We start from the raw sequence: 25,002 nt of genomic DNA, 5'->3' as shown, positions 1-25,002 counted from the left end.
GACAAATCAAGTTGGAACAATTAAGTATTCCGAATGTGACGGAGCGGTGTCAGTTCGCGCCTCACTCCGGCACCCCTCGACTGTTCCGTCGCTGCCGCGCCGTCGTCGCTACGGTGACTGTATCGTTCGCTACCGCTCACCCATCACCCCTCGCCACCTCGAACATCTCGATTGCCGTCTCCCGGCGCTGGCTGTGGTCGACGATTGGGTCCGGATACTCCGGCGCCGCACTCCGCCGCTGGGTGAGCGAGGCCTCGTGCCACTCGTGGATTATCTCGGCGCCGGCATCCCGGAGTTCGGGGACGTAGCGCTTGATGTACTCGGCGTCGGGGTCGTAGCGCTCGCCCTGTGTCATCGGGTTGAAGATGCGGAAGTACGGCTGTGCGTCGGTCCCGGTGGAGGCGGCCCACTGCCAGCCGCCGTTGTCGTTTCCGGTGTCGTGGTCGACCAGCTTCTGGCGGAACCAGTCGTACCCCTCCCGCCAGTCGATGAGAAGGTCCTTCGTGAGGAACGAGGCGACAATCATCCGCACGCGGTTGTGCATGAACGCCTCCTCGCGGAGCTGGCGCATCCCGGCGTCGACGATTGGGTAGCCGGTCTCTCCGTCCTTCCAGGCCTGGAGCGCTTCGGGGTCGTCGTTCCACTGGATCGGTCGCTCGTAGTCCTTGTAGTTCTCGGAGACGACGTTCGGGTTCGCAAAGAGGACCTGGGTGTAGAACTCCCGCCAGGCGAGCTGGGACTGGAACTCCGCGACGGAGTCGTCGCGCTCGCTGCCGGGCTCGACGACGTCGCGGGCTTCGGCAGTTTCCGCGTACACCTCCCGGATACCGATGGTGCCGTACTTGAGGTGAGCCGACAGGCGCGAGGTGCACGCCTCGGCCGGGTAGTCCCGGCGGTCGTCGTACCGGTAGATATCGTCCTCGAGAAACGCATCGAGGAGTTCGCGAGCGGGTTCGGTCCCGGCCGGGGGGATATCGGCCTCGGGGTCGTCGAACCCTAGCTCGTCCAGCGTGGGCAGGTCGCTGTCGTCTTGGAACTCGACGAGCGCGCCGGCGGCAGGCGGGTCGTAGGGAGCCTGCTTCTCGCGGTCCTGCCACTTCCGGCCGAAGTAGGTGAAGACGCTGTAGGGGTCGCCGTCGTTGGTCGTAATCTCACCCGGCTCGTGGCAGACGGCGTTCTGTACCGCCTCGCGGGCTACGTCGGCCTCGTCCAGCGCCCGCCGAACGGCGGCGTCGCGCTCGCGAGCCAGTCCAGAGTAGTCCTTGCCCCAGGTGACACGGTCTGCGCCGTGTTCGGTCGCCAGGTCGGGCAGGACCTCCCGCGGGTCGCCCTCGGCGACGAGCAGGTCGCTATTGTGCTCGCGGTACCACGCTCGCAACTGTGCGAGGGCGTCGAGCATGAACGCGACCCGCGGCGGGCCGGCGTGGGCGAGCACGTCGCTGTCGAAGACGAACACCGGGAGCACGGGGTCGTCGGCGCTCGCGCGGGCCAGCCCCGCGTTGTCCGCCGCCCGGAGGTCTCGCCGGTGCCAGTGCAGATACATATCGGTTCCTGGGACTCGGCGCTGAAAAAGACGTACCCAACGGCGTCAGCAACGTTTTGGTCGCGCGGGCAGACCTCGGTGGTATGACCGACGACGCGGTACTGCTGACTGTCGACGACGGGGTGGCTACCGTCACGCTAAATCGCCCGGACGAGCGCAACGTTCTGGCCGAACCGACGGCCGCGCGGCTCGTCGAGCGATTCGAGGCCGTCGCCGACAGCGACGCCCGCTGTGCCCTCGTCCGCGGGGCCGGCTCGGCGTTCTGTGCGGGCGGCGACGTGGCCGCGATGGTCGAGGGCGTGGACAGCGACCGCCCGCCGACCGAGCGCGTGGGAACCATCGAGGCCATCAACGCAGCCGTCGAAGCGGTCCACGACTGCCGGCTCCCGGTCGTCGCCGCCATCGACGGGCCGGCATTTGGCGCCGGCGCGGGGCTGGTGCTTTCGTGTGATATCCAGCTCGCAAGTCCCGACGCGAAAATCGGCTTCGGGTCCCGTCGACTCGGCCTCCCGCTCGATGCCGGAATCTCCTACTTCCTGCCCAGAGTCGTCGGTCCGAACAAAGCCAAGGAGCTCGTGTTCACCGGTGAACTGCTCGACGCCGACACGGCCCGCGAACTGGGCGTGTTCACCCGACTGTTCGAGCGCGACGCCTTCGACGCGGGCGTCGAGAACCTCGTCGAGACCATCGCCGAGGGGCCGACCGTGGCGCTCTCGCGGGCCAAACAGCTCATCGACCGCGGCGCGACGTCGACCCTCGAAGCCGCTATGGAGCGCGAAGCGGCCGCCCAGGGGCTGGCCATGACCACCGACGACCACGCGGAGGGGACGGCGGCGTTCATCGAGCAACGCGAACCTGACTTCTCGGGCCAGTAGCGTCGCCACTGGGCGGCTGAGCGACCGGGAGAACTCGACAGATTTACAGCTTGCTCTCGGCGTCCTCGGCCAGCTCCTTCATGCGCTTGCCGACCCGGCCCGCGTCCGAGAACTCGTCTTCGCTCATCGCCGTCGCCAGCGCGTTGCCGAGGACGAAGACCGCGTGTTTGTGCTCGCTCTTCGATTTGTGGACGTCCGAGGGACGCACGTCGAGTTCGCCGTAGGGGTCGAACAGCTCCGGGTCGACGGTGTCCATCTCGTCACGGAAGAACTCCATGATGGTCACCATCTGTTCGTGTAACTCGAGCAGCTCGTCTTTGTGCATTGTTGTGCAAGCTATTCGGTCCGACCCGTATAAGAATTGCCCGAGACGGTGTACCAGACTGACAAGTCGGAGTGCTGTTCGCGGCTACGCTGTCGTCGGGCGGCGCCCGACTGCCTGTCCCGCTCCGCTCGCGATTCGAGGGAGCTCACTCCGTGCGCTCCTGTTTCAGAACACGTACTCGTCGTCGTGGCCCATCATCCCGTCTTCTTCTTCGAAGCCCGGTTCTTCGTCTTCGTCCGTCGGTCCGGAGGTCTTGTACGCCTTCAGACCGGTCGCCAGGAGGTCCTCGATGGCCTCCTCACGATTGAGGAACTCGCCCTGCTCGACCAGCTGAGCGATCTGCATTTCGAGGTGCTCAGGGATGTTGATCTCTACCTTTGGCATCGCAACGTTGGCACCTTTGAGCAAGGTATATTTAAACCTGGCGGGGGTAGGCGGTGGTCGTTTGCACGGTAGATTCGGCCTGCCTGGCCGACCTACACCGAAAGTCTCGACTACTCCGACGGGTGCCGAGCCTGCCCCTGGCGTCCACCCCGGCTGAGAGCGTTCATACCGGCTGTTGTCTCGGGTTCGGGAGCACTGTCGACATCGACTCCGGCACTGTCTCCAGGTGACCTACAACGACACTGATAGTCAGGCTCAAAGGGGCCCACTCCTAAAGGCGACGTGATGGAACCACTGCGTGGTGCGCAGTCGACGGTCGGTGAGACGACGGTCGTCACGCGCGCGTGCCGACTCGGTTCGGGCGCGGTCCGGACTGTCCTGGAAGCCGAGAGACGACCACGCTTCGGCTGGGCGACACCGACGGAGTCGATAGCGGCCGCCGGTGCCGCCGCGACCGTGGCCGCCGAGGGCCCCTCGCGGTTCGACGACGTTCGCGGGGCGGCCGCGGCGCTCTTTGACAGCTGTGAGACGCCCACCGGCGGGCTCCCGAGCGTGGCCCGGCCGCGGCTGTACGGCGGGTTCGCGTTCCACGACGGGGACCACGACGGCGACGAGTCGCCGTGGGACGAGTTCCCCGGTGCGGCCTTCTTCCTCCCGGAGGTCCAGGTGACCGCCGGCGACGGTAGCCGCTGGCTCACGACCGCGGCCACCGGCGACGACGCGGCCGACCGCGCCGAGGCTCGCCTCGCCACGTGGAAAGAGCGCCTGGCCGACGAGCCGGCGGTCAACGCCAAACGCCGGCCCGGTATCGCCGCCCGCGAGCGAGAACCCTCACAGGGGGCCTGGCGGGACCAGGTCGGCCGGGCGCTCGAAAGCGTCGAGGCGGGGACACTCAAGAAGGTCGTCCTCGCGCAGGCGCTCCGTGCCAGTCTCCGGTCCGAGCTCTCGGTGCCGGACGTCTTCGCCCGGCTGGCCGATACCTACCCGGACTGCTACCGGTTCATGTTCTCCCCGACCGACGGTGCCACCTTCTACGGGGCCACGCCCGAGCGGCTCGTCTCCCTTCGGGGCCGGACCGTCAGGACGGAAGCCCTCGCCGGCTCGACCGGTCGGGGAGACACGCCCGCAGAGGACGAGTGGCTGGCTTCGGAGCTGCTCGACAGTACGAAGGACATCCACGAACACGAGATCGTCGCGGAGGCCATCCGCGACCAGCTGGAACCCTTTGCCGCCTCGGTCCGCATCGGCGACCGCACCGTCCGCCGGCTGGCGACGGTCCAGCATCTGCGGACCTCGATAACGGCAGAACTCGCCGACGACGAGCACGTCCTCTCGCTCGTGGACGCGCTGCACCCGACCCCCGCCGTCGGCGGCCTGCCGCCCGACGAGGCGCTGCGGACCATCCGCGAGACGGAGGCGTTCGACCGGGGCTGGTACGCCGCACCAATCGGCTGGCTCGACGCCGCCGGCAACGGGACCTTCGCCGTCGGTATCCGCTCTGCGGTGGCCACCGGACGGACGGCGACGCTCTTTGCCGGCGCCGGCATCGTCGCCGACAGCGACCCCGACCGCGAGTGGGACGAAGTGCAACTGAAATATCGGCCGATGCTGGACGAACTCGAATGACGTACCCGAACGTCAACACCCTCTGGGCCGAGACGCTGGTCGCCGAACTGGTCGCCGGCGGCGTCGAGGCGGTGTGTGCCTCGCCGGGCAGTCGCTCGACGCCGCTCACCGTTGCCTGTGCCGAACACCCCGACCTGCGGGTCTATTCACACCTCGACGAACGCTCCTCGGCCTTCTTCGCGCTGGGGCGGGCGAAACGGACCGGCGAACCGACGCCGCTGGTCTGTACCTCCGGCACGGCGGCGGCGAACTACCACCCCGCGGTCATCGAGGCCAGCCAGTCCGAGGTGCCGATGCTCGTACTGACCGCTGACCGCCCGCCGGAACTCACTGATAGCGGGGCCAACCAGACTATCGACCAGGAGAAACTGTACGGCGACGCCGTCCGCTGGTACCGCGATATGCCCGAGCCGGCGGCCGAGCCGCGCACGGTGCGAATGCTGCGAACGACCGTCGCGCGGGCGCTCGCGAACAGCACTGGCAACGACCCCGGCCCGGTCCATCTGAACTGTCGGTTCCGCAAACCGCTGGAACCGACGCCGGTACCCGACGACCACCCCGAGGCCGTCCCCGAGAACTGGGCCGGCGGCGACCGACTCGCTGCAGAGGGTCGTGCGGGCCCGTTCGTCGCGACCGCGCAGGGGGCCAGCCGACTCGACGACGCCGCTCTCTCACGCGTCGTGTCGGCGGTCGAGGCCGCCGACCGCGGGCTCGTCGTCGCGGGGCCGGCGGACTGCGGGCTCGGGCCCGACGCGCTGGGGGAGCTGGCCGACGCGACGGGGTTCCCCGTCCTCGCGGACCCCCTCTCGAATCTCCGATTCGGCTCCCACGTCGCCGACCGGCCCGTCATCGGTGGCTACGACGCGTATCTTGGAACCGACGCTGTCGCTGACTGGCCCGACCCCGAGGTGGTGCTTCGGTTCGGTGCCTCGCCGACCTCGAAGCCCCTGCGCCACTACCTCCGGGACGCCGACTGTCGCCAGTTCGTCGTCGCCCCCAGCGGACGCTGGACGGAGGCAACATTCACCGCCAGTGACCTGCTGGTCGGCGACCCCGACGGCGTCGGGAGCGCTGTCGCGGAACGGGTCGAGGGACCGGGTGACGCCGCGTGGGCCGACCGCTTCCGGCGTGCCGAACAGGCCCACTGGGACACAGTCACGGACGCACTGGAGGGTACCTACTGGGAGGGCGGCGTGCTGGCCGACGTGACGCGGCTGGCCCCCGACCCGGCGACGCTGTTCGTCTCGAACAGTATGCCCGTCCGTGACCTGGACCGCTTTGGCGAGCCGCGGACGGCCGACCACACGGTGCTGGGGAACCGGGGCGCGAGCGGTATCGACGGCATCACCTCGACGGCGCTGGGGGCGGGCAGTGCCACCGAGGACCCGCTCGTGCTGGTCACGGGAGACCTGGCGTACTACCACGACATGAACGGGCTGCTCGCGCTCGCCCGCTGTGGCGTGGACGCCACTATCGTCCTCGTCGACAACGACGGGGGCGGCATCTTCCACATGCTGCCCATTAAGGACCACGATACCTTCGAATCGCAGTTCAAGACGCCACATGGCCTGGACTTCGGACCCACTGGCGAGCTCTACGGGCTGGCGTTCGAACGTCTCGAGAGTCGCGGAGCGTTCGTCGACGCGTTCGACCGCTCCGTGGCCAGCGATGGGACTCAGGTGCTGTCGGTCGCTTTCGACGCGGCGGACAGCCACGCCCGACGTGACGCGCTCCAGGACCGACTCGTCGACGCGCTCTAGTACCGCAGGGCCGCGGCCGTCAGTATCGAGAAGCCAAAGGGGATGATGGTGCCTAACAGGACGATGAGTCCGACTGGCGAGACGTAGCCGACGCCGAACAGCCCCAGTCCCACGACGCTGATGGCGCTCCAGCCGCCAAAGAGCAACAGCGCCACGCGTGGCATCGACTGGAGGTACATTATCGTCAGCAGCGTACAGGCGCTGAGTATCACGTTGACGAACGGCGGGAACGCGGGCAGCAGTGCCGAGAACAACAGCACCGGGTAGAGTGCGAAGAAGATGCCAAGCAGCGTGAGTTGCCGACCCCTGGGCAACAGTGGTCCGTGGCTGGTCGGCGTGGCGACGTTCTCGCGGACACTGTAGGTGCTGCCAGTCGCTGTTGCGCTGGTCGTGTCGGTGGCTGCTGCTCGAGGGCCTCCGGTCGGCGTCGTCTCGCGATTTCTGGCAGTCCCGGTCGCGCTCGTCGACGTGGACGCCGTCGAGGTGTCGGTGTCGTCGGTCCCGGTCCGCTCCTCCCGGGCGGCATCTCGACGCCGCTGTCGTGCCTCTCGGGCCCGGCGACGCTCCCGCCGGACGCGTTCGCTGGCTCGCTGCTCCCGTCGAGCGCGACTCTGGCTCGCGCTGGTCCCGGTGCCGTTCGACCCGGCGTCGCTGTCAGTGTCGTGCCCGCTCGTCTCGGCTGTCGCGTCGCGCTCGGCGGGCGCGCCGTCCCCGACGTAGGCGTCGTGGCCCAGGCGGTCGTAGCGCGCCCGCTCGTCCTCGTCGACGAGTACGTCGCGGGCCTCGATGAGCCTCTTCGTGGCCTGACCCGCGTCCTCGTCGTCGCTCACATCGGGATGAGTCTCTTTGAGCCGCTCCCGGTAGGCGGACTCTATCTCGTCGGTCGTCGCGTCCTCGGCGACGCCGAGCACGTCGTAGAACGTCTCTGTCATGACGAGCAGCGTTGGTACGTAGTCGACAACATCTGGGTTAAATCCTTGCGACCTGTTCTCAGTTCTCGTACTCGACGGCCCGCTCCGCTCCGCGCTCTCCGGCCAGCCGTTCCAGCGCGTCGGCGATACGACCCAGGATGCCCACGAGCGTATAGAGGACGTAGACCGTCCAGATAGCGACGACGACTGCGATGCCGAGCAGCACGTCCTGGTAGATCACCAGGCTGTACAGCAGCACCAGCAGCGAGATGACGGCGAGGGCGACGATGAGTATCGGCTTGTGCGTGGAGGACATACAGGTTTATCGACACCTGACCGACTGGAAAGTTTTTCGGGACCCACCGGGACGCTTTTGCCACTTTCACCCCGCAACGACAGTATGGTCTCAGAGATTTTCGACCCGGAGCGCTGGGACGCAGTCGACCGGTTCGACTTCACCGACATCACCTACCACCGCTCAACCGAGACGGGCGCGGTGCGAATCGCCTTCGACCGGTCCGAGAAGCGCAACGCGTTCCGCCCTGAGACGGTCGACGAACTCTCGACAGCACTGGACCACGCCAAGCGGCTCACCGACGTGGGGTGTGTCATCATCACCGGCAACGGCCCCTCCGAGAAGGACGGCGGCTGGGCCTTCTGTTCGGGCGGCGACCAGTCAATTCGAGGGGAAAGCGGGTACGAGTATGAAGCTGACGAGGAGATTGGCGACCCCGACGCCGTCGGAAGCGACGCTCCCGACGAGCCCTCGCTCGACGCTGCTCGCGAGGACGCTCCCGAGAACGTCGGCCGCCTCCACATCCTGGAAGTCCAGCGCCAGATTCGCCACATTCCCAAACTCGTTGTCGCCGTCGTCCCGGGCTGGGCCGTCGGCGGCGGCCACTCGCTGCACGTGGTCTGTGACTTGACCTTGGCCAGCGAGGAGCACGCGAAGTTCCTCCAGACGGACCCCGACGTGGGCAGTTTCGACGGCGGCTTCGGCTCGGCGTATCTCGCCAGGCAAATCGGCCAGAAGAAGGCCCGCGAGGTGTTCTTCCTCGGGAAGACCTACTCTGCCGAGGAGGCCGCGGACATGGGGATGGTCAACGAGGTCGTCCCCCACGAGGAACTCGAAGCGACGGCCATCGAGTGGGCCGAGCGGATGATGGAGAAATCGCCCACGGCGATGCGGATGCTGAAGTACGCCTTCAACCTCGATTCGGACGGGATGGTCGGCCAGCAGGTCTTCGCCGGAGAGGCGACCCGACTCGCCTACATGACCGAGGAGGCCCAGGAAGGCCGGGACGCGTTCAACGAGGGACGGGAGCCGGATTTCAGCGACGAACCCTGGCACTACTGATACTGCTGGCTGTACCTATGTGGGGATATTGAGCTCAGATTAGTGGCCCGGGCGTGGACGATTCCAGACCCGCTTGACTGTAACTGCCTCCCTGGAGCGTTATTTCGTGAAAAACTATGGCATTTATTTCCCTCACACTGCGTCGTGCTACTGTGACACAAATGACCGACACCAGCACACAAGCAACTGCGGGCGGACAATGAGTCAACTACTCACAGACGAGACGGCAATCGTGACGGGCGGGGCAAGTGGCATCGGCCGCAGAATCGCGTTGACGTTTGCCGAACACGGCGCCGACGTCGTCGTCGCCGATGTCCGCGAAGCGCCACGAGAAGGTGGCGAGCCGACACACGAGCAGATTAGGACTGAGACCGACCAGACGGCGGTCTTCGTCGAGTGCGATGTGACCAAGCGAGCGGATCTGGAAGCCGCCGCCGACGCTGCCGACGAGCTCGGCGGCCTCGATATCATGGTCAACAACGCAGGCATCCACAGTGAGACCCCGTTCCTCGAGGTGACGGAAGCGGAGTACGACCAGCTCATGGATGTCAACCTGAAAGGCGTCTTTTTCGGGGCCCAGGTCGCCGGCAAACGCCTTATCGAAAACGACGAGGGCGGGACTATCATCAACATGGCGAGCCTCGCGGCAGATAGTGGGGCGTCGTACCAGACGACATACAGTGCTTCGAAAGGGGCCGTGAAATCACTGACCTACGCTCTGGCTGACTACTTCGGTGGCCACGGGGTTCGCGTCAACGCGATCAAACCGAGTTTCACCGAGACACAGATGTTAGCCCAGGGGGGAATGGGCGACGGCGAAGCCGGAAACCGACTCCAGGAGGCGATGCTCGGTGCGACACCAGCCGGTCGCTTCGGCCAACCCGAAGAGATCGCCGATGTGGCGCTGTTTCTCGCCAGTGACCTGAGTTCTTACGTCAACGGTGAATCGATATTGGTCGATGGGGGACTTGGGAACACCTGACAATATTCCTGCGTTTTATATTCAGGCGCCGATTCCTGCCAATGGGTCAGGGCAGGCCCTGATGTAGCTCATCCCTCGCCTATCATCCGGTCTTCCTCGTCCCACTCGCGCTGGCGCAGCTCGTACTTCTGGACCTTTCCGGTCGCCGTCGTCGGGAGCGACTCGACGAACTCGACCTTGCTGACGGCCTTGTAGGTCGCCAGATGGTCACGAGTGAACGCGACGAGTTCGTCCACGTCCGTCCCCGGCTCGTCGGGGTCGCCCGAGGTCGGGACGACGAACGCTTTCGGCGTCTCGCCCCACTCGCTGCTGGGGGCCGGGATGACCGCGACGTCGGCGACAGCGTCGTGGTCGTACAGCGTGTCCTCCAGTTCGATACTGGAGATGTTCTCGCCGCCGGAGATGATGATATCCTTCTTGCGGTCCCTGATGGCTATCATCCCGTTCTCGTCGACCGTCGCGAGGTCGCCGGTGTGGTAGTACCCCTCGATGCGGTCGCTGAAGGCTGTCTCGGTCGCCTCTGGCTTGTTCCAGTAGCGGTCCATCACCTGATTGCCCCGGACGACGACCTCGCCGAGCGTCGCGTCGTCTTCGGGAACGTCGTTTCCGTCCTCGTCGACGACCCGAACTTCCGTGCCCAGATAGCCCAGCCCCTGGCGCTTCTTGACGGCAAAGCGGGCATCGCTCCCGTCTTCGAAGAACCGACGCGCGTCCGAGGTCGTGATCAGCGGGCCCGTCTCTGTCGCCCCGTAGACGTGTTTGAGATACCAGCCGAAGTCGTCCTCGACAGCGCGGATGACCGCCTCGGGCGGGGCGCTGCCGGCGGTAGCGATACGGACGTCGCGGTCGCCGGTCGTCGCCACGTCGTGGCTCTCGTAGTAGTCCACCAGCATGTTGAGCACCGTCGGCGCGCCACAGAGGTAGGAGACGTCCTCCTCGCGGATGGCCTCGAAGATGCCGCCGGCGTCGACCCCCCGCGTACAGACGTGTGTCGCGCCCATTCCGGTTATCGCGTAGATGTGGCCCCAGCCGTTGACGTGGAACATCGGGAGCGTCCAGAGGTAGACGTCGTCGTCGCGTATCTCCTGGTGGAGGCTCACGATGTAGGCGTGGAGCGTCTCGGTGCGGTGGGTCCGACAGACGCCTTTGGGGTCGCCCGTCGTCCCGGAGGTGTAGTTGATAGTGATGACGTCGTTCTCGTCCATCGCCGGGCGCTCGACCGTCGCGTCGGTGTCGACGAACTCGTCGAACGACTCCCAGTCGCCGTCGACGGCGTCGGTGTCGTTCGTGACGAACGTCTCCGTTGGGACGTCCGCGCGCACGGCCTCTATCTTCTCGGCGTGTTCGTAGTCGGCGTAGATGGCGTCCACGCCGGCGTCTTCGAGGATGTACGCGAAGTCGTCCGGAACGAGGCGGTAGTTCAGCGGCGTGTGGACCGCTCCGAGTTGCATGATGCCGTAGGCAGCTTCGAGGTGATAATGTGTGTTCGGGTCCAAAACGGCCACCCGGTCCCCCTTCTCGATACCGCGGTCCGCGAGCGCCGCGGCGAACCCGTCAGCGCGGGCACCGAACTCGTCGTACGTGTACCGGTTACCGGTCGTCGCGACGATGGCCTCCTGGTCGCCGTAGTATCGTCGCGCACGGTCGAGAAAATCCGTCACGAGCAGTGGCTTCTCCATTGCGTGAAGAAATACGAATAATCATTATATAACCTCTTTGTCTGTTACCGGCACGGTCCCGGACATCGCGACTACCCCACCGGGGCCGCTACGAGCGGCAGCGTCAGTTCGACTTCCGTCCCGCGGTCGGTCTCGCTGATACTGAACGTCCCGCCGCTGTTTGTCGCCATCCACCGGACGAACCAGAGTCCGAGTCCCTGTGTGTGCTGGAGCTCGTCTTCGATACCCGAGTTGAGCGCGTCCAGCTCCACCGCATCCAGCCCGTCGCCGTCGTGGCAGACACAGATACTGACGGTGCCGTCCTCGGGATTGGCGGCTATCTCGACAGCCACCTTGACGTCGGTCCCGGCTGTCGCGGCCCGCTCCAGCAGTTCGCCCATCGCCAGCTCGTACGAGTCGTGGGCTCTCGCCCACAGGGACTCGGGGACGTCAGCGACGATGCGGACGCCGTCGTGTTCCATTCGGACCTCTTCGATTGCGTGCCCGGTCTCCTCGCCAACGTCGACTGGGCCGACGGCATCGTCCTCGGCCGGGTCTATCGTCCGCTTGAACCCGCGGGCCGTCTCGGCCAGTTCGAGCAGCTCCTCGCCGGCTCGCTCGATGGTCGTCGCTGCGTCGACGATTTCCCCGTCCTCGCTCCGCTCGGCTATCCGGTCGACCTGTGCCAGCATCACCATCAGCTTGTTTCGGAGGTTGTGTCGCAGGACGCGGTCGAGCACGGAGAGACGCGACTCGCGCTCCCGGTCTTCGGTGATGTCACGGCTCACGCAGACGACACCCTCGAACTCGGCCGTCGGCAGCACCGCCACCGTGGTCTGGAAGCGCCGGTGGCGGCCGTCCTCGTCCTCGACCACGGTGCCGATGGTCATCTCTTCACCGCCGGACTCCGCGAGATTCAGCACCGCGGCACCGAGCACTTCGGCGTGGTCCTCGCCGAACACCGTCTCCACGTGACTGCCCAGCATCTCGGCTTCCGTCTGTCGGCTGAACGCCGTGACCGCCTCGTTCACCAGCGTGAACTGGAGGTCGCTGTCGAGCGCGTAGATGGGGTCTCCGGCGGCGGTGACGATCTCCTCGTAGCGCTGGAGCGTCTGCGTTCGTTCGACGCGCTCGGTGACGTCCTCCTGAAACCCGACGAAGTGGGTCACCTCGTCCTCGCCGTACACCGGCGAAATCTCCAGGGCGTTCCAGAACATCTCGCCGTTCTCGCGGTAGTTCCGTAGCAGGACAGCCACGGGCCGTTCCTCGTCGATGGCCCGCCGTATCTCCCGGACGGGCTCGTCTTCGGTACCGGGTCCCTGCAGGAACCGGCAGTTCCGCCCGAGCACCTCGGAGCGGTCGTAGTCCGTTATCTCCAGAAAGGCGTCGTTGACGTAGCGGAGCTCCTGGTCGCCGTCGGCGTCGGCGATAGTGATGCCAGTCTTCGCGTCGTCCATCGCGCGCGCGAACAGGGCCAGCTGTTCGGACTGCGTACGAGACTGGAGCAACGTCGAGACGCGGTGGCGGAATATCTGCTTCGAGGTGGGGACTGCGAGCACGTCGTCGATGTTGTTCCAGTAGGGCCGTGCGGCCTGTTCGGAGTCGCTCGGACCCAGTACCAGGAGGACTGGAAGTCGAACCGAACCCAGTTCGCTGCGTCGCTCCTCTAAGTGATCGGCTATCGACGGGAACGAGGTCGTGTCCGCGACACAGAGGTCAAACTGAGGGAGCGGCTCGGACCCGTCGGTGGCGACGACCTCTATGTCCGTCGAGCGCAGTTGCTCGGCCAGCAGCTCCCGGTCGCGGGGGTTCGCGATACTCAGCAGGACTCGCATCGATCTGCTGAGGAATCGGTCAGTCTCCTGGAACGACGTGTTGAACATGGGTTACTCTGTCTTTCGGCTCGGTGTTCCCGTCAGGACACCGCGCAGGTCCGAGAGCGCCTCGCCGATGTGAACCCCGTCGCGCTCGATTGCGAACGCCCGGAGCGTCGATTCGAAATCCCCGAATCGCTTTTTCAGCACGCCGATGGCCTTCCGTATCTCGCCGCCGACCTCGATGTAGCGGATGAACACCACGTTGTCCGCGAGGTAGCTGACTTGGGAGTCCGAGGCCTGGAACGTCCCGGTGACCGACGCAATCTCGTCTGTCAGGACCACGGTCACGCCCATGTTCCGCAGATAGCGACAGAGCTTGTGGAGTTCCCGCCGGAGCTCCCCCTCCGGGTTCTGCAGTGCGAGCCGGTAGCCCGCCGTCCCGTCGAGCAGGACGAACTCGACGCCCCGCTCTTCGACGCCCTCCCGGACTCGATGGGCGAACTCGTCGGCCGAGACGCTCAGCGGTTCGACCTCGTGGACCTCGAAGGCTCCCTCGTCCCGTAGCTCACTGACGCCCAGGCCGATGGCGTCCGACCGGTGACTGAAACTGTGGTCCGATTCCTCGAACAGATACGCCGCTGCCTTCTCCCCTCGGCTGGCGCTCGCCCGGGCCAAGGCCGTCCCAGTCGTCGACTTGCCGACCCCGCTCGGTCCGCTGATGAGCGTGATACTCCCCCGCTCGATACCGCCCCCGAGCAGGCCATCGAGCGGGTCGATGTCGGTCGAGAGCGTCTCGTAGTGGAACGACTGCTCGTGGTCTCCAGGGACCAGGCTCGGGAACACGGTGATGCCCCGCCCGGCGTCGATTCGGATGCCGTGAGAGCCGCTGTGAAAGCCCGACCCGCGGAACTTCTCGACCTCGAGTTCACGGCCCCGCTCGGTCCGCCGCATCGTAATCGAGCCGTCGGCGAGATACTGCAGGTCCTCGTCGGACTGCTCGGCGGTCGACTGGGTGGTAAACAGCGTCGTTACCCCGCGTTCTTTCAGGTAGCTCATCAGCGACGCGGCGGTGCGCTTGAACTGGTACTCGTCGGGTGTGAGATGACGCAGGAGCGTCAGGGGGTCGATGAACACCCGGTCGGGTTCGTGGCTCTCGATGGCGTCGCTGATTCGGGAGACGATATCGGTCGCCTCCACCTCGCCGGGCCCGAACACAGTGTAGTTGCCGTCGTCCATGAACTGCGTGGCAGACGGGCTCATGTCCTCGATAATGACGTCTTCGAGGTCAAATCCCAGGCCCGCCGCGTTGGCCGTGATGTCTTTTGCCGTCTCCTCGAACGCGAAGTACAGCGCCGTCTCGCCGGTGTCGGTGCCGGCAGTCAGGAAGTGATAGCCGAGAATCGTCTTCCCAGTCCCTGAGTCGCCTCTGATTGTGTATGTCCGTTCGTCGATGAACCCACCCTGGAGAATCGCGTCCAGGCCGGCGAGACCCGACGAGATTCGGGGCCCCTCGCGCAAACTCATACCAACCCCTTTCGCAGGATACGACAAAAGTGTAGTTCTTATATTATGATTTCTCCCGCTGAATTTATTCGGGCCGTGCGGACTGCACGCACCGGGGCTGAACCACAGTCGATTTGAGGCACGGAACCTAATTCCGGCCAATGAGTACCGTGACGGTCTCGAAACGCAGGGCCTGGCTCATGGCCGCCAGGCCACAGACGCTGCCCGCCGGTGCCGCACCGGTCGTCGTCGGTGCGGGACTGGCCGTCCACGCGGGCGTGTTCGAACCGCTCGTGGCGCTGGCGGCGCTGGTCGGGGCGTTGCTCATCCAGGTCGGGACGAATTTCGCGAACGACTACTACGACGCCGTCAAGGGCGCCGACACGGACGAACGCGAGGGCTTTACCCGCGTCACCGCCGGCGGTCTCATCGAACCGGCGGCGGTCAAGCGGGCGATGCTACTGACTTACGCGCTGGCGGTCGTCGTCGGCGTGGCGCTCGTCGCCGTCGGCGGCGTGCCAATCGTCGTCGTCGGCCTCTCGGGCATCGCCGCTGGTATCCTCTACACTGGTGGCCCCCTCCCGTACGGCTACCGCGGCCTGGGTGACCTCTTCGTGTTCGTCTACTTCGGACTGGTCGCCGTCACCGGCACCTACTACGTGCAGGCCGTGGCCAGCAACCCCGCAATCGGGATGTTCCCGACCACGCTGCCGCCGGGCACTGTCCCGATACACGCCGTGGTCGCGAGCCTCCCGGCTGCGGGGCTCTCGACGGCCATCCTCGTCGTCAACAACGTCCGCGACCGCGAGACGGATATGGCCGCGGGCAAGAAGACCCTCGCGGTGTATCTGGGCTACGGCCCGAGTCGCGTCGAGTTCCTCGCCCTCGTCGGCATGGCCTACGTCGTCCCAGTCCTGTTCGCGCTTGACCCGGCCTACGGACTCCCGGCCCTCGCACCGCTGCTGACGCTCCCACTGGCCGTTGGGATAAGCCGGACCGTCCTGACCCACACCGACGGTGAGGCGCTGAACCCGACGCTGGAACGGGTCGGACAGACGCTCTTTGCCCACTCGCTGCTCTTTGCCGCCGGGCTGGCACTCCCACAGTTGCTATGAAGACGACGCCGTTCTCGCTCCCGCTGTCCAGCCCGCTCGCGACGGCCAGCGGGACTATCGAGACCCGCGAGGGGTTCCTGGTCCGGTACGACCACCGCGAGGAGACCGGTATCGGCGAGGCCACGCCGCTGCCGGGGTGGACCGAATCCTCGACTGACTGCCGCGCCGCCCTCGAGACCGCCGCCGACGCCGAAACCCGGGGCGGCCACACCGCTGCGATGCTCGAACTCGCGGCCGACAGTGTCCCCGCGGCGCGCCACGGCTTCGCGACCGCGCTGCTCGACGCCGACGCCCGCGCCGACGGCGTCCCGCTCTATCGGTGGTTCGACGCCGACCGCCACTGTGACGCCGTCCCGGTCAACGCGACCGTCGGCGACGCCGACCCGGGAGAAACGGCCGACGCGGCCGTTCGCGCGGTCGAGCAGGGCTTTGACTGCTGCAAGCTGAAGGTCGGAGCCCGGAGCGTCGCGGCTGACCTCGAGCGGGTTCGCGCGGTCCGCGAGCGCGTGGGTGACGGCGTCAAGCTGCGAGCCGACGCCAACGGCGCGTGGAACCGCGAGCAGGCGAAACGGGCCTACGACGCCTTCGCCGGCCTCGATGTCGAGTACGTCGAACAGCCGCTCCCGGCCGACGACCTTGCGGGACATGCCGACCTGCGGGGCGGTTCCGTCGGTGTCGCGTTGGACGAGTCCCTCGTCCGCGAGCGGGCCGACACCGTCCTCTCGGCCGACGCCGCGGACGTGCTGATACTGAAACCGATGGTACTGGGCGGGCCGGGCAACGCACACGCTGGCGTTGCGGGCCCGCGAGCAGGGCATCGAGCCGGTCGTGACGACCACCATCGACGGGGTCCTCGCCCGGCTGGCGGCGCTGCACGTCGCCGCCGCCGTCCCCGATATCGGTGCCTGCGGGCTGGCCACGGGCGACCGCCTGGCGCGTGACCTCGCGCCGGACCCGACGACGGTCGCCGACGGCGAGATGACGGTCCCCCAGCGTGACGGACTCGGACTCGACCCCGACGAGGTGGGGCCGGATGCGTGAGCCGGTCGAGTGGCCGACCCGGGACCTGGTGGCCCACCGCGCCGGGACGACGCCCGAGCGAACCGCTATCGTGGACGCCGACCGCGGCGAGGAGCGGACCTACCGCGAACTCGACGCCGCCGTCGATTCGGTCGCGGCCGCGTTCGACGCCGCCTGTGCGTCTGACGGCGGCCGCGTCGCCGCACTGGTCGACACCCGACCGGCGGTCGCCGAGTTGCTCTACGGCGCGATGCGGACCGGGCGGACGTTCGTGCCGCTGAACGTCGAACTCGCGCCAGAGACGCTCCGGACCCAGCTCGACGCGCTCGAGGCCGACCTGCTGGTCTGTGAGCGCGAGACGGAATCGCTGGCGGCCGAAGTCGCAGATTCCCCCGTCGTCTCGGTCGACGAGGCCGACGCAGCGGCTGTCAACGCGCTGGCTGATGTGGCGCCGACGCCGGACGTGACACCGGCCGAGCTATCGAAAGACCAGACTGCCCTGATTCTGTTCACCTCGGGAACGACGAGCGAGCCAAAGGGCGTCCGCCTGACGCTGGGGAACCTCGTCGCGAGCGCGACCGCCTCGGCGTTCCGGCTGGGCGTCGTCCCGGAGGACCGCTGGCTGGTCTGTCTCCCGACCTACCACATGGGCGGGCTGGCGCCGTTTATCCGGTCGGCGCTGTACGGAACGGCGGTCGTCGTCCAGCGGCAGTTCGAGCCGGGCGAGACGGCCCGCGTGATGGACGACCACGGGGTCACCGGTGTCTCGCTCGTCCCGACGATGTGCAAGCGCCTCGTCGATACCGGCTGGGTGCCCGGCGACGCGCTCCGGTCTGTCCTGCTGGGCGGGGGCCCGGCTGACCCCGAGCTCGTCGAGCGCTGTCTCGCCAGGGACATCCCGGTCTGTCCGACCTACGGGATGACCGAGGCGGCCTCCCAGATAGCGACGGCCCTGCCAGCCACTGCGGGCCAGTCCCGCGACACCGTCGGCCAGTCGCTCGTCAACACGACGGTGACCGTCCTCGTAGACGGCGAGCCAGCCGACCCCGGCGACCGCGGCGAACTCGTGGTTTCGGGGCCGACCGTCACGCCGGGGTATCTCGACGACCGGGCGACCGACGACGCGTTCGGCGAGTTCGGTTTCCACACGGGCGACCGCGGCTACCGCGACGAGGACGGCCGACTCTGGGTCGTCGGGCGGGTCGACGACCGCATCGTCACCGGCGGCGAGAACGTCGACGCCGCCGCCGTCGCGTCGACCATTCGGGACTGCCCCGGCGTCGAGGACGCCGCCGTGGTCGGTCAGCCGGACGAGGAGTGGGGCCAGCGGGTCGCGGCGCTGGTCGTCGGCGATGTCGGCGACGACGCCGTGCTGGCTCACTGCCGGTCGGACCTCGCCACCTACGAGGTCCCCAAGACGGTTCGGGTGGTAGATTCGCTGCCCCGGACGCCTTCGGGGACGGTCGACCGGGACGCTGTCCAGCGGCTGCTACAGTCGTAGTCCGGGCAGGAAAGCCGTTTTTGCCCCGGGGGCGTACGACCGCCCGTGTGTACCATCGTCCTCGCCTGGCAGGTGTTCGAAGCCACGCCGGTCGCGTTCGCGGCCAACCGTGACGAACTGCTCGACCGACCGTCGGCGCCACCGGAACGACGCCAGTGGGGCGCGGAGGTCGTCGCGCCCGCCGACGGGGAGGCCGAGGGGACCTGGGAAGGGTACAACGAACACGGCCTGCTCGTCGCCGTCACCAACCGCTGGGTCGACGCCGACCTCGCCGGCGAGCGGTCCCGGGGTTGCTCGTCCGGGACTGCCTGAGCCACGAGCGCGCCGAGGACGCCGCCCGCGCCGTCGAGGGCGCGGTTCGGGAGGCCGAGTACGACGGCTTCAACCTCCTACTGGCCGACGAGAACGCCGCCGTCCTGCTGGAGTGGGACGGCCAGTTGGCGGTCCGGAACCTCCAGCCCGGCGTCCACGTCGTGGTCAACGTCGGGGCCGACGGCGACTACCGGATTCCGCAGGTCCGCGCCGAGGCCGCCGAGGGGCAGGCGAACAACGCCGACAAGCTGCGGGAAGCCATGCAGGTCGAACCCGGCGAGGGCGTCGACTCGTGGCTCGACCGGGCGGGCGAGACCATCGCCGACCACGACTACGGGGTCTGTGTCCACGGCGACGGTTTCGGGACTCGGTCCTCTTCGCTCGTCACGCTCGGTGAGAGCTCCCGATACGAGTTCGCCGACGGGCCGCCCTGCAAGACCGACTATCGTGCAGTGGAAGGCCAGATTTAAGCGGCCCACCGGCGGACGTTGTAGTATATGAGTTCGGCAACGTCGGAGGCGGACCTCTCTGAGGACGAGCGGGCCGGATTGGAACTCATCCGCGAGTCCGGCGGCATCCATCAGAGCGACTTCTGGAAGGAACTGGACGTCTCCTCCCGGAAGGGCAGTCGTATCGTCGAGTCCCTCTTCGATAAGGGACTCATCCAGCGCGAGGACACCGTCTACGAGGGCCACAACACCTACTTCCTCACGCCCGCGGCCAGGGACCTCGATTTCTCCTTGCTGATGGCCGGCGACCAGCTCTCCCCCTTTATCGGCGACGAGGAGGTCGACCCACACGACGACACCTTCTCTCAGTGGGTCATGACGCTGGCCTACCAGGACTGACTGTCCGTCACTGTCGCTTCTCGCTCTCGAAGCCGTAGAAAACGGAAGCGCCGGCAGTATCAGTTTTCGAGCGCGTCGGCGATACGGTCCAGCGTCCGTCGCATATCGTGGACCTCGTCGCGGAGCTTCCGCATCTCACGGACCATCTCCTCGTTGTCGCTGCCGCCTTCCTGTGCCTGCCCGGGCCCGGCGCCGGGACCGCCGCCCATGCCGCCGGGGCCGCCGCCCATCATACCGCCCATCATCTGGGCGAAGGGGTTGCCGCCGCCGCCCATGCCGCCGGGGCCGCCACCGCCGCCCATCATCTCTTCCATGCGTTCTTCGCGGCTCATCCCCTCGCCGTCACCTTCGCCTTCTTCGGCGCGCTTCTGTCGAATCTCCTCGACGCGCTCGCGGAAGGACTTCTCCTCGTCGCCGTTCTCGCTCGATTCGGCCGACTCGTCTGCGTTCTCAGATTCGTCGTCTGCCATGAATCCGGATTCGACTGGCCGGCGGAAAAGGGTTGTCGTGTCGAACGGACCGGTGTCGCTATGTGCCGGTGCTCTTCCGGCCGAGCGTCACCGGATACCGGGACGCGACGACACCGGTATCACTTCGAGAACGATTCCGAGAGTTGCTTCAGATCGGACGTTATCTGGAACACTTTTGCAGACTGCTGTTCGCTCGATTTCGCGATATCCTGAATTTCGTCGTCTATCGCCGTGACCCTCTCGGCGGTCTCATCGATTTTCGCTGCCACTTCTTCCGCTGAGCGGGCCTGCTCGTCCGTCGCTTCGGACACTTCCTGGGTCCCGTGTGCAGTCTCGTCGACGATCTCCGCGATTTCGTCGAGTTGATTCATCGCCTGCTCGACACGGTCGATGCCGGTGTCGATCGATTCGACCGTCGTCTCGGCGTTCGCAGTCGTCTCGTCGATGACGCGCTGGATTTCGGCTATCTTGGCCTCAATTTCCGTCGCCTGCTTCTGTGACTCCTCGGCAAGCCCCTTCACTTCGTCTGCGACTACTTTGAACCCGGCCCCTGCTTCACCTGCCCTGGCAGCCTCGATCTCGGCGTTCAGCGCCAGGAGATTCGTCTCGTCGGCGATGTCGTTGATTACGTCGGCGACTTCGCCAATCTGTTCGGCCTGGGTCTGTAGCTCGGTGATGCTGTCCTTGATTGCCTCGCCTTCCGCTTCGATCGCCTCCAGTATCTCTACCGAGTCCTGTGCTGAATCCTGGCCCGCAGTTGCAGCCTCTGCCGCACGGCCACTGACCGATTCGACACGGTCTGCGGTCGCCGCGATCTCCTCGATTGTCGCGCTGAGCGTCGCCATCTCGTCCTGTATGTCTGATACGTTCTCCGCTTCTTCAGCCGTGAGGTCCGCGATTTCGTTACTCCCAGTCGTCACCTCCCCGGCTAAACTCTTGAGTTCGGTGACCGCCTCACGTGAGTCTTCGGCGATCTCTTGTCGCCGTTCCAGTTCTGCTTCGTAGGTCGTTTCACGACTACTGAGCGCCGATTCCACGACAGTCTGGCAGTCGAGAGTTAACAGCCGTACTGCCGACAGCAACGTCTCGTTGTTGTGCTGTATCTCCTCGTGTACTGCCTGAATGGTCGCATCCGAAACGCCCGCCTCCGAAAGTATCTGCTCCACCTCTGTTTCTACCTGTTCCGTGGCCGCCTGGGAGAGTATCTCGAACTGAACGCTCAGCTGGCCGATATGGTACCGGAGTGGAATCCCGAACTCATCAAAAAACGCTCCGACACCCGCTCGGCTGGTGAAATACGACTCCCCGTATTCGCCGTTCACGACCGCATCCAGATGTGCTCGCTGGACGGCCGCCAACTCCCCGATGTCGGTCGGTGAGCTACTGACCGCATCTTCGGCACCGTCATCGGCTGTCAGAGTCGCGCGGAACTTCTCGACGAGGTCGTCCTCGGCCGTCTGAACCGCCGGCCCGAGCGCCTGCAGGCGCTTTACATCCCCGTCATCGAACCCGACGAACTCCTTCCGCGTCTGAATATTCTCGGGGGTAAGCTCCATCTCGTCGACTGCCGCTTCGGCATCGACCTGTTCTAGCAAAGCGTCCTCACTCGGCGGTTCTTGCGTCTGTTGCGAGCCCATTGGAATTGATGTAGTGGTGTTTGGTCACGGCACTCGGGGAGTATCGGTCTGGTTACTGGAACGTCGATTCGTCTATGTGGTGCGAAGAGAAGTCGTAGTCGTCGACCTCGGAGGCGAAATACTCGCCGTAACTCTGGTCTTGCTCCCCGCCAGCGATGTGGGAGTCGAGCCAGTCGCGGGCGAACTCCAGTACCTCCATCGTGATGTACTCCCCCTCTTCGTGCTTTTTCCGGAGTTCGGTCACTTTCTGGGCAAACTCCTCGTGCATCTCCTGGTGACCGAAGAAACACTCCGAGCAGTCGTCGGCGAATCCACAGCCCTCCATGAACTCTTCTTCGTCGGTGAAGTGGTACTCGGTATAGCGCTCTAGCTCACGCAACACGTCTCCGAGTTCTTCTTCGGCATGGCCTTCCTCCATCGCATCGTGGAGTTGGTTCAGCACTTCGAACAGCCGCTTGTGCTGGTTGTCGTATCGGTCGATACCCGTGCTGTACCGCCGTTCGTCCCATTCTATCAGCGGCATCAACTAGAATATAGGACCTTTACTAGTAAAGGAAATCGGGGCAGTTCCCAGCAGCTGAGAACGGCTTGCCGCTGTGTGTCGCTTTTCGGGCTCCAGCGGGTCCGAGCGATGAACAGCCCGACGATAGGGGCCTGTTCGTCGAACGGGCGGAGTGACCACCGACGGCTGCGACCGTGGATGGCCCGCTCAGCCGAAGGCGCCGAGACTCGACTGGAGGTCGCGGTCGCTGGCCCCCTCGTGCAGTTCGTACCCTACGAGATCCCGCAGGTCGACGGCGTAGACGCTGCCGCCGTTCTCCAGGACGGCGACGCGACCCTTGGTCCCGACCACAGTACCGGTCGCGAGCGTCTCGGCGATGGGTCGGTCGGCGATAGTCAGCCCGTAGTCGAAGTCGTAGGTCGAAAGCGGGTCGTACTCGGCACAGAGAGTCGTCCAGAACGCTTCGTCGACGCTGTCGGCGAGGCCGGCTATCTTCGTCGGCACGCGCACGCGGTCACCGAGGTCGGCGGCGATGTCGGCCTCGACCTGCCGGGCGATGCGGCCGTCGGCGACGGTCCGGAGGTGGGCCGCCCGGTCGGCCCCCTGTTCCCGGAGCCGCGTCTCCAGTCGCCACGAGCGAGTGACGCCCACCTTCACCGTCTCGGGCGCAAAGGCGGCCAGATAGACGCCGTGTTCCTCGTCGCAGGCCTCGATGGGTTTCCCGCAGTCGCCGGTACAGCGCGCACAGGGCCACCGGCTGGTGTGTTCGGCGCAGTAGGGCGCGGCGGCGGCGTCACAGCCGTGGTGGACGGGCGACCCCCCGGTATCGACGCGCTCGACGGCGCCGGCACAGTGGCGCTCCCCGAGGCGATAGGAGAGCGACGTTCCCGGGTCCAGCCGCTCGACGGTGACCGTGCCGTCCTCGGAAAGCAGGAGGGCAGCGTGGTTCTCGACCCGGGCGCGATAGCCGACGACTTGCACGCGCTGGCGTTGGCGGTCGACGGGCAAATGGGTACCGGGACGGAGCTTTTGGCCGTGGCCTGCGAAGTGCTACCATGGCCGACCTCGACCTGACGAGTCCGGCGTTCGACAACGGCGAGCGAATCCCCACCGAGTACGGCTACACCGAGGACAACACCAACCCGCCACTGGAGATACACGACGTGCCGTCGGCGGCCGAGTCACTGCTGCTCGTCGTCGACGACCCAGACGCGAAGGAGCCGGCCGGTAGAGTGTGGAACCACTGGCTGTGCTGGTCGATACCCCCGGAGACGGAGTCGATTCCGGCGGGGACGACCCCCGAGGGCGCAATCGAGGGACAGAACGACTACGGCGAGACGGGCTGGGGCGGGCCGAACCCGCCGGACCGGGAACACACCTACCGGTTCCTGCTGTACGCGCTGGACACGGACCTGGACCTGGGGCCGGACGCGACGAAAGACGACCTCTACGACGCGGCAAGCGGCCACATGGTCGGGAAAGCGGAGCTGACCGGGACTTATCCGGCCGACTAGAACAGGTTGAACATCGCGGCGATAGCGCCGATGATGAAGAGGTAGGGGAGCCCGGAGCTGATGCCCATAATGATAGCGACGATACCGACCCCGCCCAGGGCTATCGCGCCGGTTCGCTTGTACTGTGTCACGTTGTCTCTGACAAGGGGAGTTGCGGCGCCGCCGAGATAGATGGAGAAGGCGGCAAAGAGGGCCCCCTGGTCCTCGTACCCACTGCGAAAGACGAGCACCGTCAGCACGCCGGTGACGATGGCACTGACGGCAAAGAGCGCCCGTTCGGTCTCGATAGCGGAGAGTCGTGAACGTATATCCATGTCACTCCCTGTGGTACCGCCCGTATAATAGCCACCGGTCGGTGGTCAGTGGAGTTGCCCGTTCAGAGTTCCTCGATGAGCTCGCGGGCCGACTGGCGGACCGCGTCGTCGCTGGACTGGTCGGGTTCCCAGCCCAGCCCGGCCAGCTTCTCGATGGAGAGGCGCATCCGCGGGACGTCGCCGGTCCAGCCGCGGTCGCCGCCGGTGTGTTCGTACGCCGGGTCGAGCCCCATCTCGTCGGCGACGATGTCGGCGATGCGGTCGACGGAGGTCGTGGTCCGCGTCCCGAGGTTGAACACGTTGTGGTCGGCGTCGGCGTGTTCGACGGCGTAGACCATCGCGTCGAGACACTCCGAAACGTGCATGTACGATTTCTCCTGGCGGCCGTCGCCCAGAATCGTCAGCGACTCTGGGTCCTCACGGAGCTTCTCCACGAAGTCCGGAATCACCGCCCCGCGAAGCCGCGGGCCGACGATGTTGGCAAAGCGGAACACCCACGACTGGAGGTCGTGGCTGTGGGCGTACGTCGAGATGAGCGACTCCTCGGCGAGCTTGGTCGCGCCGTAGACGCTGATAGGTTCAAGCGGCGCGTAGTCCTCGGGCGTCGGGCGGGGAGCCTCGCCGTACACCGTCGAAGAGGAGGTGAAGACGAGCTTCTCGACGCCGACCTCGTCCATCCGTTCGAGGACGTTGTACGTTATCTCGCTGTTGTCTGTGAACTGTCGGCGTGGCATGTCCGTATCCACGAGTTTCGACGCGGCCAGATGGACCACCAGGTCGGTCTCTGCTGTGATGGCGTCGGCCACGACCGCCTCGTCGGTGAGGTCCCCGCCGAGAAACTCGGCGTCGTCGTGTACCCACTCGCGCTCGCCGTTGGACCCGTCGTCGACGACCAGCAGGTCGTTGTCTGCTACCAGCCGGTCGACCAGGTGCGAACCGATGAAGCCGGCGCCCCCGGTGACGACGATTCGCTTGTCCTCTATATGCATAGGGTGACTGCAGTACCGACCTCAAAAATCGTTGCGATA

23 protein-coding genes and 2 pseudogenes are annotated in these 25,002 nt (G+C 66.2%); 11 read left to right on the top strand and 14 right to left on the bottom strand.

Features of this window, described 5'->3' with window-relative positions; all coding sequences use genetic code 11:
• Nucleotides 1-136: 136 nt before the first annotated feature.
• Nucleotides 137-1,543, bottom strand: coding sequence for a cryptochrome/photolyase family protein (locus P1K32_RS00380; RefSeq protein ID WP_276250754.1), 1,407 nt, complete (start codon nucleotides 1,541-1,543; stop codon nucleotides 137-139).
• Nucleotides 1,544-1,626: 83 nt separating this feature from the next.
• Between P1K32_RS00380 and P1K32_RS00375 the strand changes: the two genes are divergently transcribed.
• Nucleotides 1,627-2,418 (top strand): enoyl-CoA hydratase/isomerase family protein, encoded by a 792-nt coding sequence (locus P1K32_RS00375; RefSeq protein ID WP_276250753.1) that lies wholly within the window; start codon nucleotides 1,627-1,629, stop codon nucleotides 2,416-2,418.
• Nucleotides 2,419-2,461: 43 nt separating this feature from the next.
• Here P1K32_RS00375 and P1K32_RS00370 read toward each other — a convergent pair whose 3' ends face one another.
• Together P1K32_RS00370 and P1K32_RS00365 are read right to left on the bottom strand one after the other, a co-directional pair.
• Nucleotides 2,462-2,743 carry a UPF0058 family protein gene (locus P1K32_RS00370; protein ID WP_276250752.1) on the bottom strand — a complete coding sequence of 94 codons (282 nt, stop codon included), beginning with the start codon at nucleotides 2,741-2,743 and terminating at the stop codon, nucleotides 2,462-2,464.
• A 165-nt stretch (nucleotides 2,744-2,908) separates the two neighbouring features.
• Nucleotides 2,909-3,127, bottom strand: coding sequence for a ribbon-helix-helix domain-containing protein (locus tag P1K32_RS00365; RefSeq protein WP_220587409.1), 219 nt, complete (start codon nucleotides 3,125-3,127; stop codon nucleotides 2,909-2,911).
• A gap of 285 nt (nucleotides 3,128-3,412) precedes the next feature.
• Between P1K32_RS00365 and P1K32_RS00360 the strand changes: the two genes are divergently transcribed.
• Both P1K32_RS00360 and menD read left to right on the top strand, forming a co-directional pair.
• On the top strand, nucleotides 3,413-4,753 hold the full coding sequence (locus tag P1K32_RS00360) for an isochorismate synthase (RefSeq protein WP_276250751.1): 1,341 nt from the start codon (nucleotides 3,413-3,415) through the stop codon (nucleotides 4,751-4,753).
• The gene (gene menD, locus P1K32_RS00355) at nucleotides 4,750-6,513 is read left to right on the top strand and encodes a 2-succinyl-5-enolpyruvyl-6-hydroxy-3-cyclohexene-1-carboxylic-acid synthase (RefSeq protein ID WP_276250750.1); all 1,764 of its coding nucleotides are present in this window, start codon (nucleotides 4,750-4,752) and stop codon (nucleotides 6,511-6,513) included. Before P1K32_RS00360 ends, menD begins: the two co-directional genes overlap by 4 nt.
• On the opposite strand, the gene P1K32_RS00350 is transcribed toward menD, so the two are convergent.
• On the bottom strand, nucleotides 6,510-7,445 hold the full coding sequence (locus P1K32_RS00350; protein WP_276250749.1) for a J domain-containing protein: 936 nt from the start codon (nucleotides 7,443-7,445) through the stop codon (nucleotides 6,510-6,512). The two genes, menD and P1K32_RS00350, sit on opposite strands and share 4 nt — an antisense overlap.
• A gap of 58 nt (nucleotides 7,446-7,503) precedes the next feature.
• Nucleotides 7,504-7,740: a DUF8066 domain-containing protein gene (locus P1K32_RS00345; RefSeq protein ID WP_276250748.1), complete on the bottom strand. Its 237-nt coding sequence runs from the start codon at nucleotides 7,738-7,740 to the stop codon at nucleotides 7,504-7,506.
• 84 nt (nucleotides 7,741-7,824) lie between these two features.
• Here P1K32_RS00345 and P1K32_RS00340 point away from each other — a divergent pair, with 84 nt between their 5' ends.
• Entirely contained in the window at nucleotides 7,825-8,781 is a 957-nt protein-coding gene (locus P1K32_RS00340) for a 1,4-dihydroxy-2-naphthoyl-CoA synthase (RefSeq protein ID WP_276250747.1), read from the top strand.
• 199 nt (nucleotides 8,782-8,980) lie between these two features.
• On the top strand, nucleotides 8,981-9,763 hold the full coding sequence (locus P1K32_RS00335) for an SDR family oxidoreductase (RefSeq protein WP_276250746.1): 783 nt from the start codon (nucleotides 8,981-8,983) through the stop codon (nucleotides 9,761-9,763).
• Between the two features lie 68 nt (nucleotides 9,764-9,831).
• Here the strand turns inward: P1K32_RS00335 and P1K32_RS00330 are convergent, their stop codons facing one another.
• From P1K32_RS00330 to P1K32_RS00320, 3 genes are all read right to left on the bottom strand, one after another.
• On the bottom strand, nucleotides 9,832-11,442 hold the full coding sequence (locus P1K32_RS00330) for a long-chain-fatty-acid--CoA ligase (RefSeq protein WP_276250745.1): 1,611 nt from the start codon (nucleotides 11,440-11,442) through the stop codon (nucleotides 9,832-9,834).
• A gap of 71 nt (nucleotides 11,443-11,513) precedes the next feature.
• Complete coding sequence (locus P1K32_RS00325) at nucleotides 11,514-13,304, bottom strand: PAS domain S-box protein (RefSeq protein ID WP_276250744.1); 1,791 nt, start codon at nucleotides 13,302-13,304, stop codon at nucleotides 11,514-11,516.
• Between the two features lie 3 nt (nucleotides 13,305-13,307).
• Nucleotides 13,308-14,762 (bottom strand): ATPase domain-containing protein, encoded by a 1,455-nt coding sequence (locus P1K32_RS00320; RefSeq protein ID WP_276250743.1) that lies wholly within the window; start codon nucleotides 14,760-14,762, stop codon nucleotides 13,308-13,310.
• A 140-nt stretch (nucleotides 14,763-14,902) separates the two neighbouring features.
• Here P1K32_RS00320 and P1K32_RS00315 point away from each other — a divergent pair, with 140 nt between their 5' ends.
• From P1K32_RS00315 to P1K32_RS00295, 5 genes and pseudogenes are all read left to right on the top strand, one after another.
• Nucleotides 14,903-15,856, top strand: a complete 954-nt coding sequence (locus P1K32_RS00315; protein WP_276250742.1) for a 1,4-dihydroxy-2-naphthoate polyprenyltransferase — start codon at nucleotides 14,903-14,905, stop codon at nucleotides 15,854-15,856.
• Nucleotides 15,853-16,897 (top strand): annotated as a pseudogene (locus P1K32_RS00310) (mandelate racemase/muconate lactonizing enzyme family protein). Before P1K32_RS00315 ends, P1K32_RS00310 begins: the two are co-directional and overlap by 4 nt.
• On the top strand, nucleotides 16,890-18,377 hold the full coding sequence (locus tag P1K32_RS00305) for a class I adenylate-forming enzyme family protein (RefSeq protein WP_276250741.1): 1,488 nt from the start codon (nucleotides 16,890-16,892) through the stop codon (nucleotides 18,375-18,377). Before P1K32_RS00310 ends, P1K32_RS00305 begins: the two are co-directional and overlap by 8 nt.
• Before the next feature lie 45 nt (nucleotides 18,378-18,422).
• Nucleotides 18,423-19,159, top strand: a pseudogene (locus P1K32_RS00300) (NRDE family protein).
• A 27-nt stretch (nucleotides 19,160-19,186) separates the two neighbouring features.
• Nucleotides 19,187-19,537, top strand: a complete 351-nt coding sequence (locus P1K32_RS00295) for a helix-turn-helix transcriptional regulator (RefSeq protein ID WP_276250725.1) — start codon at nucleotides 19,187-19,189, stop codon at nucleotides 19,535-19,537.
• Nucleotides 19,538-19,596: 59 nt separating this feature from the next.
• On the opposite strand, the gene P1K32_RS00290 is transcribed toward P1K32_RS00295, so the two are convergent.
• The 4 genes from P1K32_RS00290 to P1K32_RS00275 form a co-directional block, all read right to left on the bottom strand.
• Complete coding sequence (locus P1K32_RS00290; protein ID WP_276250724.1) at nucleotides 19,597-20,007, bottom strand: hypothetical protein; 411 nt, start codon at nucleotides 20,005-20,007, stop codon at nucleotides 19,597-19,599.
• A gap of 119 nt (nucleotides 20,008-20,126) precedes the next feature.
• Complete coding sequence (locus P1K32_RS00285) at nucleotides 20,127-21,644, bottom strand: methyl-accepting chemotaxis protein (protein ID WP_276250723.1); 1,518 nt, start codon at nucleotides 21,642-21,644, stop codon at nucleotides 20,127-20,129.
• A gap of 52 nt (nucleotides 21,645-21,696) precedes the next feature.
• Nucleotides 21,697-22,167, bottom strand: a complete 471-nt coding sequence (locus P1K32_RS00280; RefSeq protein WP_276250740.1) for a bacteriohemerythrin — start codon at nucleotides 22,165-22,167, stop codon at nucleotides 21,697-21,699.
• A 186-nt stretch (nucleotides 22,168-22,353) separates the two neighbouring features.
• Nucleotides 22,354-23,127 carry a DUF2797 domain-containing protein gene (locus tag P1K32_RS00275; RefSeq protein ID WP_276250739.1) on the bottom strand — a complete coding sequence of 258 codons (774 nt, stop codon included), beginning with the start codon at nucleotides 23,125-23,127 and terminating at the stop codon, nucleotides 22,354-22,356.
• 74 nt (nucleotides 23,128-23,201) lie between these two features.
• Here P1K32_RS00275 and P1K32_RS00270 point away from each other — a divergent pair, with 74 nt between their 5' ends.
• Complete coding sequence (locus P1K32_RS00270) at nucleotides 23,202-23,660, top strand: YbhB/YbcL family Raf kinase inhibitor-like protein (RefSeq protein ID WP_276250722.1); 459 nt, start codon at nucleotides 23,202-23,204, stop codon at nucleotides 23,658-23,660.
• Here P1K32_RS00270 and P1K32_RS00265 read toward each other — a convergent pair.
• On the bottom strand, nucleotides 23,657-23,974 hold the full coding sequence (locus P1K32_RS00265; RefSeq protein ID WP_276250738.1) for a hypothetical protein: 318 nt from the start codon (nucleotides 23,972-23,974) through the stop codon (nucleotides 23,657-23,659). The genes P1K32_RS00270 and P1K32_RS00265 overlap by 4 nt on opposite strands.
• Nucleotides 23,975-24,036: 62 nt before the next feature.
• Entirely contained in the window at nucleotides 24,037-24,963 is a 927-nt protein-coding gene (locus P1K32_RS00260; protein ID WP_276250720.1) for an NAD-dependent epimerase/dehydratase family protein, read from the bottom strand.
• Nucleotides 24,964-25,002 lie beyond the last annotated feature (39 nt).

Source organism: Haloarcula rara, assembly GCF_029338235.1.
GTDB classification, from domain to species: Archaea; Halobacteriota; Halobacteria; order Halobacteriales; family Haloarculaceae; genus Haloarcula; species Haloarcula rara.
Note: the sequence above shows the minus strand (reverse complement) of the source record. Positions and strands in the feature narration are given on the sequence as shown.